13 protein-coding genes are annotated in these 16,999 nt (G+C 56.2%); 6 read left to right on the forward strand and 7 right to left on the reverse strand.

What is annotated here, in order from left to right:
• The first annotated feature begins 193 nt into the window (after positions 1–193).
• On the forward strand, positions 194–580 hold the full coding sequence (locus F556_RS36615; protein WP_020619645.1) for a GIY-YIG nuclease family protein: 387 nt from the start codon (positions 194–196) through the stop codon (positions 578–580).
• 15 nt (positions 581–595) lie between these two features.
• Positions 596–1,060 (forward strand): GNAT family N-acetyltransferase, encoded by a 465-nt coding sequence (locus F556_RS0124500; protein ID WP_020619646.1) that lies wholly within the window; start codon positions 596–598, stop codon positions 1,058–1,060.
• Between the two features lie 84 nt (positions 1,061–1,144).
• Here the strand turns inward: F556_RS0124500 and F556_RS0124505 are convergent, their stop codons facing one another.
• The 6 genes from F556_RS0124505 to F556_RS0124530 all read right to left on the reverse strand — a co-directional run bounded on the left by F556_RS0124505 (position 1,145) and on the right by F556_RS0124530 (position 9,520).
• Positions 1,145–2,704, reverse strand: a complete 1,560-nt coding sequence (locus F556_RS0124505; protein ID WP_020619647.1) for an extracellular solute-binding protein — start codon at positions 2,702–2,704, stop codon at positions 1,145–1,147.
• 49 nt (positions 2,705–2,753) lie between these two features.
• Positions 2,754–3,614 carry a carbohydrate ABC transporter permease gene (locus F556_RS0124510; RefSeq protein ID WP_020619648.1) on the reverse strand — a complete coding sequence of 287 codons (861 nt, stop codon included), beginning with the start codon at positions 3,612–3,614 and terminating at the stop codon, positions 2,754–2,756.
• A complete protein-coding gene (locus F556_RS0124515) occupies positions 3,608–4,564 on the reverse strand; it encodes an ABC transporter permease (RefSeq protein WP_020619649.1) in 957 nt (318 codons plus the stop codon). Before F556_RS0124515 ends, F556_RS0124510 begins: the two co-directional genes overlap by 7 nt.
• Before the next feature lie 154 nt (positions 4,565–4,718).
• A complete protein-coding gene (locus F556_RS0124520; protein WP_020619650.1) occupies positions 4,719–6,530 on the reverse strand; it encodes a sensor histidine kinase in 1,812 nt (603 codons plus the stop codon).
• Positions 6,531–6,558: 28 nt separating this feature from the next.
• Entirely contained in the window at positions 6,559–8,106 is a 1,548-nt protein-coding gene (locus F556_RS0124525) for a response regulator (RefSeq protein WP_020619651.1), read from the reverse strand.
• A gap of 250 nt (positions 8,107–8,356) precedes the next feature.
• A complete protein-coding gene (locus F556_RS0124530; RefSeq protein WP_020619652.1) occupies positions 8,357–9,520 on the reverse strand; it encodes an ROK family transcriptional regulator in 1,164 nt (387 codons plus the stop codon).
• A gap of 404 nt (positions 9,521–9,924) precedes the next feature.
• Between F556_RS0124530 and xylA the strand changes: the two genes are divergently transcribed.
• From xylA to metE, 4 genes are all read left to right on the forward strand, one after another.
• A complete protein-coding gene (gene xylA, locus F556_RS0124535) occupies positions 9,925–11,238 on the forward strand; it encodes a xylose isomerase (RefSeq protein WP_020619653.1) in 1,314 nt (437 codons plus the stop codon).
• A 150-nt stretch (positions 11,239–11,388) separates the two neighbouring features.
• Positions 11,389–12,885: a xylulokinase gene (gene xylB / locus F556_RS0124540; RefSeq protein ID WP_020619654.1), complete on the forward strand. Its 1,497-nt coding sequence runs from the start codon at positions 11,389–11,391 to the stop codon at positions 12,883–12,885.
• A gap of 227 nt (positions 12,886–13,112) precedes the next feature.
• Positions 13,113–14,060: a LysR family transcriptional regulator gene (locus F556_RS35100; RefSeq protein WP_020619656.1), complete on the forward strand. Its 948-nt coding sequence runs from the start codon at positions 13,113–13,115 to the stop codon at positions 14,058–14,060.
• A 192-nt stretch (positions 14,061–14,252) separates the two neighbouring features.
• Positions 14,253–16,541 carry a 5-methyltetrahydropteroyltriglutamate--homocysteine S-methyltransferase gene (gene metE / locus F556_RS0124555; RefSeq protein ID WP_020619657.1) on the forward strand — a complete coding sequence of 763 codons (2,289 nt, stop codon included), beginning with the start codon at positions 14,253–14,255 and terminating at the stop codon, positions 16,539–16,541.
• Positions 16,542–16,684: 143 nt separating this feature from the next.
• Here metE and F556_RS38635 read toward each other — a convergent pair.
• The coding region (locus F556_RS38635; RefSeq protein WP_211222635.1) for a hypothetical protein at positions 16,685–16,999 on the reverse strand (315 nt) is incomplete at its 5' end.

A 16,999-nucleotide genomic window follows, 5' to 3' on the forward strand; every position in this document is an offset into this window, starting at 1 on the left:
ACGGTCACGGATCGATCTTACGATCGCTGTTGTCCCCAGATTTCTTGATTTTCTAACCGCTCTAGCGGTTGAAATCCGGGGACAAAGGCGAGCGCTTCGCTTCTCCAGATTCGATTCCGTGCCTCTTCGGCCTTTTGAGAGCAAACTGATAGCCTTAGACTTTCGTTTTTTCGAAAAAAGGAGGAAAATGGAAATGGAACGGAGAAAACAACTGGTAGCCGAATACCAGCAGCAAAAACGAGAGATGGGCATCTATGAAATCGTCAATACGACGAGCGGGAGGCGGTATGTGGCCATCAGTCCGACGCTGCAATCCGTATGGGGCAAGGAGCAATTTGTATTATCGATGGGATCGCATGTGAACAAAGAGCTCCAGCACGACTGGAAGACGCTCGGCGCGGAGCAGTTCGAGTTCCGAGTCGTAGAGGCTCTGAAATTGGGGGACGACATCCGCAATGACTATAAGGATGTGAAGACGGCTGAAGGCGCGTTTGATCGTCTTGCCGGTGATGCTTACAAACGCAAACTGGAAGCGATGCTGGAGCACCATAAAACACAGAGTGAATCACCGTTGTACTAGGGAAGAGGGGATGCAATGAGCGGACAAAGCAATGTGAGGCAGGCAAGCCTGGCGGACATTCCGGTGGTGGCGCCTTTGTTTGACCGGTATCGGATGTTCTATGGTCAAGCTTCGAATGTGGAGGGAGCCGCTGCCTATTTGCAGGCGCGCACGGAACAGGGCGAGTCTGTCATTCTGATGGCTGTAGCACAGGAGGGGGAGCAGGTGGCCGGCTTTGTGCAGCTGTACCCTTCGTTCTCATCGATTTCCATGCGTAGTACCTGGATCTTGAATGACTTGTACGTTGATGAGGCGTTCCGGCAGCGTGGCGTTGCCAGGCAGCTGATGGAAGCGGCCCGCGTATATGCCGAGCAGACTGGCGCCAAGGGGTTGGGGCTCTCGACAGCCAAGGACAATTACACCGCTCAACGCTTGTACGAGTCGCTCGGCTATGAGCGGGATGAAGCGTTTTTGCATTATAGTTATCAGATAAAGAACTAAGCTGCTGCCTTGCGATCCCATTCATTCAAGTCAAGCCCCGTGTGCAGGTCGCCTGCAGACGGGGCTTATTGACGTGTCTCGTCGTTAGGAGCCGAAGCCGAGCTCTTGCAGTTGAGTCATGGCGGAATCGACAAAGGTGCTATAATTCATCGACGTTTCCAGCGTCTGGAGGAAATCATCGTATTCGTCTAGTGGACGCTTGCTATAGACGAACTTGGCCAGCTCCTCCTCGATGTAACGGGTGGCGTCTGCTTGATTGAAGCCGTCCGGGTTATCGATGAAGCCGTCCAGCACCTCAATGCGGGGCTGGTCTGCAGCAAAGGTAATGTAATCCGACTGGGCAGCGAATTTGGCCTGAAGATAGTCCATCTCGGGCCGCCCGGTGAACTGGTACAGCCAGGAATGACCGACATCGCCCGACTGCTCTGTCATCTGAGGGACGCCGCCCTCGAGCGTATAGTGGACATCCTCGACTCCGAATTGGACGAGCATTGAGCCGCCGTCCGGGTCTGAGACGTAGTTCAGCAGGTCAAACACGCGCTGCAGCTTCTCCGGCTGTTTTTCCAGCGCCTTGGGAATCGCGTATCGTCCGGGGCTGGCACCAATGTCCCATGCTCCATCGTAGCGTCCAGCCGGGCCTTCGGGTGCTTCGATCTGGATCCACTCTGCATTCGGATTAACGGTCTGAATCTGCTCAACGAACTGCTCCTTGGTCATATTGGGCCAATCGATGTAGATAATACCGGCTTGCCCCTTGATGGCCTTCTCCTGATGCTGGAGGCCGCTGTTGGCGAGCAGCTCGGGGTCTACCGCGCCAGTGCTGATCATATCGCGGATGAAGGCCAGCGCTTCCCGCATCGCCGGGTCATACAGAGAGTTGACGACTGTACCGTCCTTCTCGTAGAAGTTGCCGGGCATACCGACCCCATAGCTGCCGAATACCGGCGCGAAGGCGCCCAGCTTGCCCCCGGTCAGCCCCAGCGTATCCGGCTTGCCGTTGCCGTCGGGATCACCGGTTGTGAAGGCCTGGGCGACGGCGGACAGCTCTTCAATTGTCTGTGGCACCTCCAACCCGAGCGCATCCAGCCAGTCCTTGCGAATAAAGTACGTATTGTATGGCACCTGCGGCGATTTGGAGATCGCATACACGTTGTTGCCGACGATGCCTTTCTTGAGACTATCCTCGCCTATGAAGTCCACTGTCTGTTGCAGCTGGTCGAGATATGGAGTCAGATCGAGCAGCAGCCCTTGCTTGGAGAATTGAAGCAATTGCTGCCGGTTGATCATGAACAGATCCGGAAAGTTGCCCGACGCCATCCGCACATTCAATTGGTTGCTGTAATCGTCGCCGGACGGATACACCGTAAGCGACAGATCGATGTTGAGCGCCTTGTCGAGCTCCTGCTTGATCTGATCCTTGTCGGGCGAAGGCAGGTTGTTGCCGCTTTCGATAATCTCCAGCTTGATCGGTTTTTGATTCGCAGTGCTGCTGGCCTGAGGCGGTGTATTATTTTCATTCACAGGCGCTCCGCCGCTGCCGTCATTTCCACCGGCACAACCTGCGAGCAGAGCGGTCATGAGGAGGAGTGCGGTCCAGCTTCTCGCACGTTTTCCGGTACGATGGACACGATTTGATTGTTGCATATAGCTGATCCCCTTTCACGCCTATTAATAGAAGTCTGTAAAACAGCGGTTACCCCTTGATGGAACCGAGCAGCATGCCCTTGGTAAAGTGCTTCTGCAGGAACGGATAGATGACGATGACCGGCAGTGACGCGAGCATGACGGAGGCCATCTGCATCGTCTGAGTCGGCATCATGTTCTCAGCGTTCTCCAGCGGCTGCTGGCTCTGCATCAGAATCTCACGCACCACTACCTGGAGCGGGAAGAGCGTCCTGTCGGTGACGTAGAAGATGGCCTGGAAGAACTCGTTCCAGTGACCGACCAGATAGAACAAGCCCACGGTCAGCAGCACCGGCACCGAGAGCGGCGTCACAATCTGCAGTAGAATCCGGAATTCCTTGGCACCGTCCATCCGTGCGGATTCGAACAGCTCCTCGGGCAGGCCTTCGAAGAAGCTTTTCATAATGAGGACATTGAAGCTCCACACGGCATTCGGAAGAATCATGGCCCAGACGCTGTCCAGCAGTCCCATGGACTTGACGATCAGATAGGTCGGGATGATCCCGCCGCTGAAGAGCAGGGTGAAGACGATCATGAGCAGAAACAGATGGCGTCCCGGCAAGTTTTTGCGGCTGAGCGGATAGGCCATCAGTGCAGTCAGCACAAGGTTGACGGCAGTGCCGACGACCGTAATAAAGATCGTGACCTGAAAGGCGCGCGGGATGTTCGATTCCGTTAGCAGCGTCTTGTAGGCCGAGAACGTAATTTCCCGAGGGAATAAGATGAAGCCGCCGTTGCGCAGCACCTCGCCGAAGGGTGTAATCGAGACGGAAACCACATACAGGATTGGCAGCACAGCAGCCAGGCCGCATAGTCCCAGGATGATGTAGACGAAGGTGTTAAACAGCTTGTCATCCAGGCCTCTTACCATATGCCCTCCCCCCATCGCTTAGCCAACCCGTTGGCGCCGAGCACCAGAAGGAGACCGATTGAGGATTTGAACAGTCCGACGGCAGAGGCCAGACTGAAATTCATTTGCTGCAGACCGGTACGGTACACCCACGTATCGAGAATGTCGGCGACCGGGTACACTTGAATGTTGTAGAGGATATAGATTTGGTCAAAGCCTGCGTCGAGCAGATGCCCAAGCTTCAGAATGAACAGCAGGATGATGATACTGCGAATACCCGGAAGTGTAATATGCCAGATCATCCGCAGCCGGGTGGCCCCATCCACCTTGGCAGCTTCATAGAGGGTGGGATCAATGCCAGACATGGCGGCCAGATAGATGATGGCTCCCCAGCCAAGATTCTGCCAGACCTCCGAGCCTACCAGAATGCTGCGAAAATAGTCCGTCGAGGTCAGGAACGGGATAGAGCTGCCGCCCGACTCAACGATCCAGCGGTTGATCAAGCCGCCATTCTGCGAGAACAACGACAGCAGAATGCCGAAGATGATCACCCAGGAGAGAAAATGGGGCATGTACGTGAGCGTCTGTACAAACGACTTGAGCCAGCGGAGCCGGCATTCATTGAGCAGCAATGCCAGCAGGATCGGCGGCAGTGTGCCCCATACCAGCTTGTAGAGGCTGATCAGCAGCGTGTTGGTCATCAGTTGGCCAAAGTAAGGTGATTGATAGAAATCTTGAAAGTGTTTGTACCACGGGTTGATCCAGGGGCTGCCTGTGATCCCCTCCATGATGGCAAAATCCTTGAAGGCAATGATAACCCCATACATCGGAAAGTAACGGAAGATGACAAAATACACGATGCCAGGCAGCAGCATCAGATAGAAAGCCCGGAAACGCCATAACGTCTTGGCGGTTGTCTGCCAGCGGGACGGCTGGAGGCTGGAAGCATCGGCTAGTCCCGGGGTCTGCATAGAATCCCTCCTTACACCTAGAAGCGCAATCCATTCGGCGTGCACACCATAATTGAATGCGCTTCCATTTGTTGATTCTTATTATACGAAGGATTCGGAAGGGCCGATATGCACAAAAACGTAAAAAGTGTATCAAATTCGAACGGAAAGCAGGTCAAGGATGCGAGCCAGTCTGTTCCTCGGTTTCTGTCAGCAAGGGGAAATCCAGCCGGATAATCGTGCCGATGCCAGGGCGGCTGCCAATCCGCAGGCCATAGTGTTCGCCGTGGTGGATTCGGATACGCTCATGAACATTGCGCAGGCCGATGCCTGTGAACCGGAACGGCTGGCGGCTGCCGCTGTTCTCCAGTGGACCGCTGCTCCCGGGCGTCTCGTCTGTATTGAAGACAAGTCCCTCTCGGGTAATGGCATCCATACCGATTCCGTTGTCACGGACATAGAGCCGCAGCCGGCGCCCTGTCAGTTCGCCGCTGATTGTAATCTGGCCGCCCTGCTGCGGCGTGAGACCGTGGAACAAGGCGTTCTCCACCAAGGGCTGAAGTGTCAGCTTGAGAACCCGGCAAGAGAGCAGCTCGGAATGAATCGCTTCCTCGTACTGGTATTGCTCACCGTAACGCACTTGCTGGATATGCATATACATGCGCAGCCCTTCCAGTTCCTCCGCGAGTGATACATATTCGGACTGCCGGTCGAAGCTGAAGCTGAGCAGCTTGACGAGCGAGCGGATCGTCTCCCGCACTTCCGAGGTTCTCTGTTGTTTGGCCAGACTGCTAATACAGGCCAGCGTATTGAACAGAAAATGAGGGGCGATCTGGCTGCGCAGCATCTTGAGCTCGTATTCTTTCTTCTGCTCCTCGGCGGTTCGGGTCTTGTGGAGCAGAATCTGGATGCGCTCCAGCATGGCATTATAGCTCCTGGTCAGCCGACCGATCTCATCGTGGCGGGTGACCGGCAGCTTGGCAACGACCTGGACATCGTCCACACGGTCCATTTTCTCTACGAAGCGGCGGATCGGGCGAGTGAAGGAGCGGGTCAGCAGATAAGCGCTGAGCAGCAGGACAACGACCCAGATTAACGAGGCGGTCCGGTAGTTATGATTGAGCTGCTGCAGATCCTGGTAGAAATAATCCTCCTCGATAAACGCTGCCAGTGACCAGCCGAGCCGGTTAGGCGCGGAGCGTACCGCGACCAGCGGCTTGCCGGCACGGCCTTCGAGCGAGCTGATGCCAACGGATAGCTCGGGAAGCTGCGCTTGGAAGCTGTCTTGCATGACCGGCGGGAAGACCCCCTCGCGCAGCGGCAGGATCGGGTCGCGTGAGTTGAGCCGGTTGATCAGATTGCCTTGTCTCGTAAAGAGAGCATAGGACTGGTAGATCATTGGCGAGATGCGTTCACTGAGCAGCGAGACGTTGACTTCGGCTGCGACGACACCCTGGATGTGTTTGTTCAGATCGGTAATCGGGAGGACATAGGCGAGCGTATGACCGGACATGGGAGAGTAGTAGGGTTCGCTCACATTAATGGCCCCGTAGTTCTGAAGCGCGAGATCATAGAGCCCGGGAAGATGCGGGTTGCCGATAATGTCGTAGTAGACTTGGGCATTGGAGAGCACCTTGCCATCCGAGCGAATCAGGTAGAGCGACTGGGCGATGGAGTTATTGTGGCTGGCAAATTGGCGGAGCGTATCAAAAGCAAGGGCCTCGTTCCCCTCCTGAAGCAGTTGGGGCTGTGTGGAGAGCAGCAGCAGCATATTCTCTACGTTGTCGAGATTGGCGTCGATGTACTGATTGGTGCGGCTGAGCAGCAGCTCGGCGTCGCGTACCACCTGATTGCGGAGCAGACTCTCGGCCTCGTGAAGATTGCGCCAAGCTAGCACCATCACCAGCGCTAAGGTGACAATAAACAGGTAGATGAATTGTTTGGTAGCCAGGCCGAGGCTGCTATACCAGTGGAACCATTTGGACATGGAATATCCCCTCCATGGGCTGCGTGATTCAGCTGTGGCGTTTGTAATCGGTGGGCGGGACGCCAGTCCACTTGCGGAACAGCTGAGTAAAATAACGATAGCTCGGAATGCCGACGCGGTCGGCGACCTCGTATACCTTCAGGTTAGTCTGGGTGAGCAGCTCGGCTGCCTTTTCCATGCGAAGACGGGTTAAGGTCTCACCCACCGTGCTGCCTGTCTCTTCACGGAACAGCCGACTGAGATGGTGTGTGCTAAGACCGACATGGGCCGCGATGGATGGCAGAGTTAGCGGTTCATGCAGTTGTTCGCGGATATAGGCCATAGCTTCGCGTACTTCCAGGCGGCAGCGTTGCCTGGCCTGGTCTGCGCGGAGGATGCTCTGAATGAGAAGACGGATGAGCTGCACGAGGGTCTTGGCATCCATAAGCGCAGTCAGACTCAGGCTGTCTATGCTCTCAGCCGAAGCCTCCTGCTGACGCAGCCAGTCCATGTGCCACATGACCAACTGCTGCTTGAGCTGGGACGGCTCCGGACGCGCCTCGTCGCAGCGGCGCTGGAATTCGCCAGACAGACAGGCGCATCGATGGTCTGGGGTGGGGCCAGCTGTGCGGAGCAGCTCTTGCAGTTCCCTGGCAAGCGGTTCGCTCAGCGGCTGAAGGGGGCGGGGGGAGCCGCGGTGTACAGTTTGTTCATCCGCCCCATCATAGAACAAGGCCAGTCTCCACTGCTTGCACACCTCCAGCGCAGCTGTCAGCATGCCCGGGGATGCCAGCGGCTCGCTGACCACAGCGCAGATGGCCGGGAAACCGCTGTCTGCAGGATGGCGAAGCTGGAGCTGGTGCCGGAGCTTTGCCACGATGTCTGGCAAGGTATCTTCCAGCCAGAGATCAGGGGAGGCTTCCTCGTGAATGACGCCGTATATTTCCGTCTCGCTGACAGCAGCCCAAGCCGTCGACCCACGCGGAGGGTGCTCATCCTGAACCAGCCACTGCTCCAAGCTCTCGCGAACGGTGAGTGCTGGGGCTTCTTCAGTAAGGAGGCACAACTGGACTACTCGGTAAGGTCCCGCCTCCAAGGGGAACGCCTGCCAGTCCGTATGATCCAGGGGTTCGCCTTGCAGAAGTCTCGTTAATAGCGCTGCCAGTCTGGAGCTTTGCTCGGAACGAATGGAGCGGCGGGTGAGCGTTGCGGCGGTGATGGCTTCACGTGCCTTGTCCAGCGCTTCGCAGAGTTCACCGTCATCAAGGGATACCTTGAGGATGTAGGCAAGCGCCCCCAGACGCAGCGCATCCTGCACATAGTGAAAATCGCTGTGGCAGGTGAGAAGGATGATTTGTGTCTGGGGACTATAGACCTTCAACTCGCGGACCAGGGTAATTCCGTCCATCACAGGCATAGTAATATCCGTAATCAACACATCGGGTTGCTGGCTAGAGCAGAGCTCCAGCGCCTCTTGACCGTTGCTGGCTTCGCCGACCAGTGAGGCATGGTAGTCAGCCCAGGGCAGCAGGCGTAGCTCTTCCCGCAACGGCAGTTCATCGTCGGCAATGACGATGCGCAGCGCTCTTGAATTCATAGTCCACGTCCTTCCTTTCAAGGTTCACAGGAGTAAGGGGGGAAGAATCTTGAGGCTATCATACGTGATGTAAGGGTTTTCGTAAATACATGGACAGAGGGGCAGAGGACGAAGGGTCGAGCAGCTAGTGGGGCGGTAAAGCGGAAAAGTCAGGTTATAGACCATGGACGGCCTTCGAGAGTAGCAGTAGAGGAGTACGAGAGTAGGGAGGGGATTACGCCATACAAGCCACCGCATCCAGAACGACGCTTTACGCGCCGCCCTTCACCCGGTGAAAGAACTGGTGAATCGCATAGTAGGCTGCACCCCGAACGGCGGATTGCTCTCCGAGCTCGGCGAACAGGATGCGCAGCTCCTTGCGGTGGTACGAAAGGGTCCGCTTCGTCACGGTATCCCGGACGCTATCCTCGATCCAGCGCTGGGCCAGACTCATGCGATTACCGATAATGACCACTTCGGGGTTGAACACATTAACAACGTTGGCCAGACCGACCCCCAGATCCGCACCAATCCGGCGAAACAGCTCCTGCGCGGCCTCGTCCCCTTGATCCGCAGCCTGGATTAATTCCCGCAGGCTGCCGTAGCCCAATGGTGCAGCCATCTCCAGCAGAGCATGCTCTGAGGCGTACAGCTCCCAGCAGCCGAGATTGCCGCAGCTGCAAGGCTTGCCAGCCAGGTCAATGGAGAGATGGCCGAGCTCGCCGGAGAAGCCCGATGCCCCCTTGTACAGCTCCTTGTTCAAGATGATACCCGTGCCAATCCCGATCCCGACACTGACGTAGATCTGGTGGGCAATGCCCCGTCCAGCCCCGTATTTCTGCTCCCCTTGGGCGCCGGCATTCGCTTCATTGTCGATGAAGACGGGAAGGTCGTAGCGGTCGGATACGAGGTGTTCCAGCTCGACTTGCTTCCATTTCAGGTTCGGGGCGAAGAGGATCGTGCCCGACTCGTCGACGATGCCTGGCACACCGATACCAATGCCGACCACGCCGTACGGTGACTCCGGAGACTGCGCCATGAGCGATTCGATGAGACGGTAGAGCTCGGGCAAGACATGCTCCAGGGCGTGGCGATGGAGCGCAACCTCTGCTTCGAAGATGACGCCGCCCTCCAGGTCAGTTAGGACGCCGCGAATGTAATTAACCCCCAGGTCGATCCCGACGGCATAGCCGGCCGTCCGGTTGAAGATGAGCATGACCGGCTTGCGGCCGCCGCTGGATTGACCCATTCCGATCTCCAGAACGAGATTGGCGTCAATCAAATCCTGGACGAGGCTGGAGACCGTGGCTTTGTTGAGTCCGGTCAGTTCGGATATATTGGCACGCGAAAGAGGCGCTTTTTTGACGATGGCGTCCAGCACGATCGCGGTATTCATTTTTTTGATTAAGGCGAGATCTCCGGTTGGTTTCTTCATGACGAATGTGCGGGCCTCCATCTTTATAATCAGCCTGTTGAATATAGAATGCCTACGGTCACGGATCGATCTTCCGATCGCTGTTGTCCCCGGATTTCTTGAATTTCTAACCGCCCTAGCGGTTGAAATCCGGGGACAAAGGCGAGCGCTTCGCAGCTTATGCTTCCGAAGTCGCTTTCTTTCAGAAAGCGTTGACCAGATTCGATTCCGTGCCTCTCCGGCACTTATTCTAAAATATCAAATAGTGATTATTTCGTAAGTAGGTGGGTAATGTAATTATTTTAGCATATTCTTTGTTAGTTTAATAGACAAACTAAGTTTGGGGATGTTATTATAAGAGCTAAGAGCGTTTTCACGCGCTGCGATTCATTCAACTTTTTTAATTCAAGGAGGCTATTTCCGCTATGAGTTATTTCGGCAACATTGACAAGATTCAGTTCGAGGGCAAGGGCTCTGACAATCCGTTTGCATTCAAACATTACAACCCGGATGAAGTCGTGCTCGGCAAAAAAATGAGCGAACATCTTCGTTTTGCAGTTGCTTACTGGCATACATTTACCGGTGACGGCTCCGACCCGTTCGGTGCGGGTACGGCTGTACGTGCTTGGGATCATCTGTCTCCAATGGACAAAGCAAAGGCTCGCGTAGAAGCGAACTTCGAATTCCTGGAGAAAATCGGCGTACCGTACTACTGCTTCCATGACCGCGATATCGCGCCAGAAGGCGAGACGCTGCAGGAAACGAACAAGAATCTGGACGTCATTGTCGACCTGCTCGAGCAAGGGATGAAATCCAGCGGCGCCAAGCTGCTGTGGAATACAGCCAACATGTTCACCAACCCGCGCTTCACCCATGGTGCAGGTACGGCTCCTAACGCTGACGTGTATGCGTATGCTGCAGCACAAGTGAAGAAAGGTCTGGAAGTCGGTAAGCGTCTGGGCGCAGAAAACTATGTGTTCTGGGGCGGCCGCGAAGGCTACGAAACGCTGCTGAATACCGATCTGGGACTTGAGCTGGACAACCTGGCGCGTCTGTACCATATGGCGATTGCCTATGCCAAAGAAATCGGATTCGACGCTCAGTTCCTGATCGAGCCGAAGCCAAAAGAGCCATCCAAGCATCAATATGACTTTGACGCGGCAACGACGATTTCGTTCCTGCAAAAATATGACCTGCAAAACCATTTCAAGCTCAACCTGGAAGCTAACCATGCGACACTGGCTGGTCACACGTTCGAGCATGAAATCCGCGTCGCAGGGATCAACAACATGCTGGGCTCGCTCGATGCCAACCAAGGCGACTTGCTGCTGGGCTGGGATACGGACGAATTCCCAACAGATCTGTACGCTACGACTCTTACCATGTATGAAGTACTGCGCGCAGGCGGTATCGGCCGTGGCGGCGTGAACTTTGATGCTAAGGTTCGTCGTGGATCCTTCGAAGTGGAAGACTTGTTCCTGGCGCATATCGCTGGTATGGACAGCTTCGCTTGGGGCTTGAAGGCTGCAGGCAAGATGATCGAGGACAACTTCTTCGAGGGTATTCTTGAGAATCGCTACCGCAGCTTCTCCGAAGGTATCGGCGCTGAAGTTCTCGCTGGCAAAGCGACACTGCAATCGCTGGAAGCCTACGCGCTGCAAAACAACCCAATTAAAAACGAATCCGGCCGCCAAGAGCGTATCAAGCTCAAGCTGAGCGAGTACATTTTCAGCGTATAATCGTTGTTCAAAAGGCACGCACTATTAAGTTAATTTCGTCATGCTGCCCCGGGCTTTTTGCCTGGGGTAGCTTTTGCCCGTCCTGGGGCTGGCAGGTGGCCAGCCTCTGCGTCGGGAACCAACGATACGGATAAGAAAGGGGCTTGGACGATGAGCTATGTCATAGGGATCGATCTGGGTACAAGCGCTGTCAAGGCGTTGCTCGTGGACCGCGAGGGTCAGGTGCGTGCAGAGGCTTCGCAGGAATATCCACTGTACCATGACCACTCCAGCTGGAGTGAGCAGGACCCCGAGGATTGGGTGAATGGAACGCTGTCCGCGATCGACGCGCTGGTAGCCCAGGAGGGCATTGATGCCAAGGCGATCGAGGGGATCAGCTTCTCCGGCCAAATGCACGGTCTGGTACTGCTGGGTGCGGACAACCAGCCGCTGCGGCGTGCCATTCTCTGGAACGACACGCGCACGACTGCGCAATGTCGCGAAATTGAGCAAACGTTGGGCGACAAGCTGCTGACGGTCACGCGCAATCCGGCGCTGGAAGGCTTCACGCTGCCGAAGATTCTGTGGGTCAAGCAGCAGGAGCCTGAGGTGTTCGAGCAGGCGCAATTGTTCCTGCTGCCCAAAGATTATGTGCGCTACCGGCTAACTGGCGAGCTCCACATGGATTACTCGGATGCAGCCGGTACGCTGATGCTGGACGTTGCAGGCAAGCAGTGGAGTGCTGACGTCTTGGAGGCATTCGAGCTGCCTGCTTCGTTCTGTCCGCCGCTCGTTGAGTCGCATGGCCTGGTAGGGACACTGCTGCCGGAGGCGGCGGAGCGCAGCGGCCTGCAACCATCGACCAAGGTGTTCGCTGGCGGCGCCGACAACGCTTGTGGCGCGATCGGCGCAGGCATTCTTTCCGAAGGGCTGACCCTGTGCAGTATCGGTACTTCAGGCGTTATCCTATCCTACGAGAATGACAAGGACCGAGATTTCCAAGGCAAGGTACATTTCTTCAACCATGGCAAGGAAGATTCGTTCTATGCGATGGGGGTCACGCTGGGCGCCGGCTATTCGCTTAGCTGGTTCAAGAAGACGTTTGCGGCTGAGGAGTCGTACGATGAGCTGCTCGCTGGTGTTGGCGATGTAGCGCCAGGCGCGAATGGCTTGCTGTTTACGCCGTATTTGGTAGGCGAGCGCACGCCGCATGCCGATTCGACGATTCGCGGCAGCTTCATTGGCATGGATGGCTCGCACCGGCGGGTTCATTTTGCACGGGCGGTCATGGAGGGGATTACCTTCTCGCTGCACGAGTCGGTTCACATGTTCCGTGAGGCAGGCAAAACGGTGGACGCGATCATTTCCATCGGCGGTGGCGCGAAAAATCCGGTCTGGCTGCAAATGCAAGCCGACATCTTCGACAGCGAGGTCATTGCGCTGGCCAATGAGCAGGGGCCTGGACTAGGCGCTGCGATGCTGGCAGCTTATGGCTGCGGCTGGTTCGATTCCCTGGAGGCATGCGCGCAGCAGTTCGTGAAGCGCGGTACCTCGTACCAACCGAACCCTGAGGCGGTCCTCGCGTACAAAGGCCTGTTCAGCATTTACCAGCAGGTCTATGGACAAACGCGCGAAATGAACGAAGCCCTCGCCGCTTACCGCAGCTAATCCAGCAAGCACGTGTACGATCTGCAATGGCTCTTATGAACCTCCGTCAGACATTCCTGGCGGGGGTTATTTTTTTAGTGAGAGTGGAGTGGCTGGGAGGTGGTAACTGCCAGCAGAAAGGAGCGCTGGTGCGCCCGGATGAGCGATGCAATCCAGTATGATGTGCCTGTGCGGCTGCTTCGTGGTATGCTGGTGGATAGAAAACGAACGTATGAGGAGGACGGCGCATGACGCTGCAACAGTTGAGGTATGTAATCGAGGTGGCTAACCGTGGCTCCATGAATGAGGCGGCCAAACGCTTGTTTATCTCGCAGCCCTCGCTATCCAACGCGATCCGTGAACTGGAGCAAAGCTTGGGCATCACGATATTCGAACGCTCTAATAAAGGCATCTCGCTCTCCAAGGCCGGAGCGGAGTTTCTTGGCTACGCCAGGCAGGTGATCGAGCAGGCAGAGCTGCTGGAGAATCGCTATCTGAACGCCAAGCCGTCGCCGCAGCATTTTTCGGTATCGACGCACCATTATGCCTTCGCCGTCAATGCGTTCGTGAAGCTTGTTGACCGTTACGGACAGGATGAATACGAGCTGGCGCTCATGGAGACGAAGACGCACGAAATTATTGAGCATGTGCGCAGCCAGCGCAGTGAAATCGGCATTCTGTATGTCAATGAATTCAATGCGAACGTGATCAACCGCCTGCTGCGCGACGCCAACCTGACATTTACCAGTCTATTTAAAGCGAAGGCACATATCTTCATCAGTACGAACAATCCGCTCGCCCGCCAATCCATTGTGACGCTGGACGAGCTACAGGACTACCCGTATTTATACTTCGAACAAGGGGAGTATAATTCGTTTCATTTTGCAGAAGAGATTCTCAGTACGCTCTCCCATAAGAAAAGTATTCGTGTCAACGACCGGGCGACGCTGTTCAATCTGCTGATCGGTCTGAACGGGTATACGATTTCCACCGGAGTTGTCAGCAGTGACCTCAATGGCAATGAGATTATAGCTGTCCCCTTGGCTAGTGACGAAATCATTCATGTGGGCTGGATCTCGCACCAGAATGCTGCGCTATCCAAGCTGGCTACTGCCTATGTTGAAGCACTACATGAGGTTATCGGGCAGCCCGGGGATTCCGGCGAATCGACTGGCAGCGGACTCGGGGACGACTAAGGCGTGTAGCGTGTCAGTCCGTTTTTTCTCAGTCTGTTAGAGACCCTATGCACGATTCGATATAGCTTCAGGCTATAACCAGCTATAACATTAAAGAGTTACGCTATAGCTGGGAAGTCATGGTATCGTTCAAGTAGTGATTCTTTGGATTCTTGCCAAGAGGACATTACACGAACAGGAGCGATTATAACTATGAAAAGTGCAAACTTGGGATATCCCCGGATCGGCGGCAACCGGGAATGGAAAAAAGCGCTGGAGGCGTATTGGTCGGGACAGTTGGAAGAGGCTGATCTGCACGGCAAACTGAAGGAGATTCGCCTTAACAATTTGCGGATTCAACAGGAAAGCGGGCTGGATGTCATTCCAGTTGGAGATTTCACCTACTATGATCACATCCTGGATACGGCTACGATGTTCGGACTTGTACCGGAGCGATTCATCTACCAGGGCGGTGAAGTTGATCTGACGACGTACTATGCGATGGCTCGCGGCAACAGGGACGCTGCCGCATCCACGATGACCAAGTGGTTCAATACCAACTACCACTATATCGTGCCAGAGCTGGGCAGTGCACAGCCGCAGTTGACCGTGAACCGCCCGCTGGCGGCGTACCGGGAGGCCAAGGCGGAGCTGGGTATTGAAGGTCGGCCCGTTCTTGTCGGACTGTATACCTTCCTGAAGCTCTCCAAAGGCGCAACAGACGCAGAGCTCTCTGGCTGGATTGATCGGTTGCTGCCATTGTACGCACAGGTTCTCCAGGAGCTGGAGCGTGAGGGCGTGCAGTGGGTTCAAATCGATGAGCCGATTCTCTCCACGACACTGGCGGATGAGGAGCTGGAGCGGGTGCAACGGATCTATGAGACGCTGCGCGAGGCGGCGCCTGGGGTGAAGTTGCTGCTGCAGACGTACTTCCAGTCTGTGGATCATTATCAGGCGGTTGTGGCGCTGCCGGTTGCGGGCGTTGGGCTGGATTTCGTTCACGATGGGGGCCGGAACCTGCAGGCAATCGCGGAGCATGGCTTCCCGGCAGACAAGGTGCTGGGTGCCGGGGTCATTGACGGCAGAGGCATCTGGCGCGCGGACCTGGAGAGCAAGCTGGCTCAGCTGGAGACGCTTGGCCGCTTCGTGGCCGCGGATCGGATCCTCGTGCAGCCGTCCTGCAGCCTGCTGCACGTGCCTGTGAGCGCCGCCGGGGAGCAGAAGCTGGCGCCTGAGCTGCAGGCGGCCTTGGCCTTTGCCGGTGAGAAGCTGGCGGAGCTGACGCTGTTGGTCAAGGCAGCGGAAGGCGGAGCAAGCAGCGTGGCAAGTGAGCTCGCCGCAGCCAAGCGCAGCCGTGAGGCGCTGGCTGCGTCGCCGGTGAGAGCGCGCAAGGACGTGCATGAGCGGATCGCGCGTTTGGCGGAGCAGCCTTCAGCGCGTGTAGCGAGTGTCGAGCAGCGGCGCAGTATTCAGGCGGAGCGCTGGCAGCTGCCGATTCTGCCGACTACGACCATCGGCAGCTTCCCGCAGACCACGGAGGTGCGCAGTGCGCGTCAGAAGTGGCGCAAGGGCGAGTGGAGCGAGGAGCAGTACGAGGCGTTCATCAAGGACCAGATCCGGACCTGGATCGGGATTCAGACGGAGCTGGGGCTCGATGTGTTCGTGCATGGCGAGTTTGAGCGTAACGATATGGTGGAGTTTTTTGGTGAGAAGCTGGCCGGATTCGCCTTTACTTCAGGCGGCTGGGTGCAGTCGTATGGCTCGCGCTGCGTGAAGCCGCCAGTCATCTACGGGGATGTGGCCTTCGAAGGGCCGATGACTGTCGCTGAGACTGTCTACGCGCAATCGCTGACGAAGACGCCAGTGAAAGGTATGCTGACGGGACCGATCACTATTTTGAACTGGTCATTCGTCCGCGATGACAAGCCGCGCGAAGAAGTGGCCAACCAGATTGCGCTGGCACTTCGTGAGGAGGTCGAGGCGCTGGAGGCGGCCGGCATCGGGATGATCCAGGTCGACGAGCCCGCACTCCGCGAAGGGCTGCCGCTCAAGCGCAGCGAGTGGGACGCTTATCTCGAATGGGCGGTCAAGGCGTTCCGTCTGGCGACCTGCACGGTGAAGGATGAGACGCAGATCCACACGCATATGTGCTACAGCGAGTTCAACGACATCATTGAGTCGATCAGTGCACTGGATGCAGACGTCATCTCGATCGAGACCTCACGCAGCCACGGTGAGCTGGTGTCGAGCTTTGAGGCCTATACGTATGACAAAGGAATCGGCCTGGGCGTCTTCGACATCCATAGCCCGCGCATCCCGCCGGTTGAGGAAATCACGGGCATGATCGACCGCGCGCTGCGCGTCCTGGACCCTGCCCAATTCTGGATCAATCCAGATTGCGGCCTCAAAACGCGTCGTCAGGAAGAGACCATCCTCGCCCTGCGCAACATGGTATCGGCCACCGAGCAGGCTCGGGAACGCTATGCGGTGACTGCGAGATAAAAGGCTTGCTTATAAGCTGGTGCGAAAACGTCATGTTTTCGTGCCGGCTGTTTTTCATTTTCAGGCGAGCCGGTATTCAGGTGCACAGCGTACTCCTGAGACTGCGCTGCTGACCGGGCTTGCGCCTCACCAGGGGTAAAAGGTTACTTGAATGGTGGGGTGGTTGGGAATGGGACTAACCAGAGGTAAAAAGTTACTTGAAAGGCGCCGTTGTTGGGAGTTGGGACTAATGAGGGGTAAAAGGTTACTTGGATGACGTCTTTGTTGGGGATTGCGACTAACCAGGGGTAAAAAGTTACTTGAATGGCGCCGTGGTTGGGAGATGGGACTAATGAGGGGGAAAAGGTTACTTGAATGACGTCTTTGTTGGGGATTGCGACTAACCAGGGGTAAAAGGATACTTGAATGGCGGCGCTGCCGGGGAATTCGCCCCAATAGGTGCACAATGTTACTTGAAT

Source organism: Paenibacillus daejeonensis DSM 15491, assembly GCF_000378385.1.
GTDB classification, from domain to species: Bacteria; Bacillota; Bacilli; order Paenibacillales; family Paenibacillaceae; genus Paenibacillus_D; species Paenibacillus_D daejeonensis.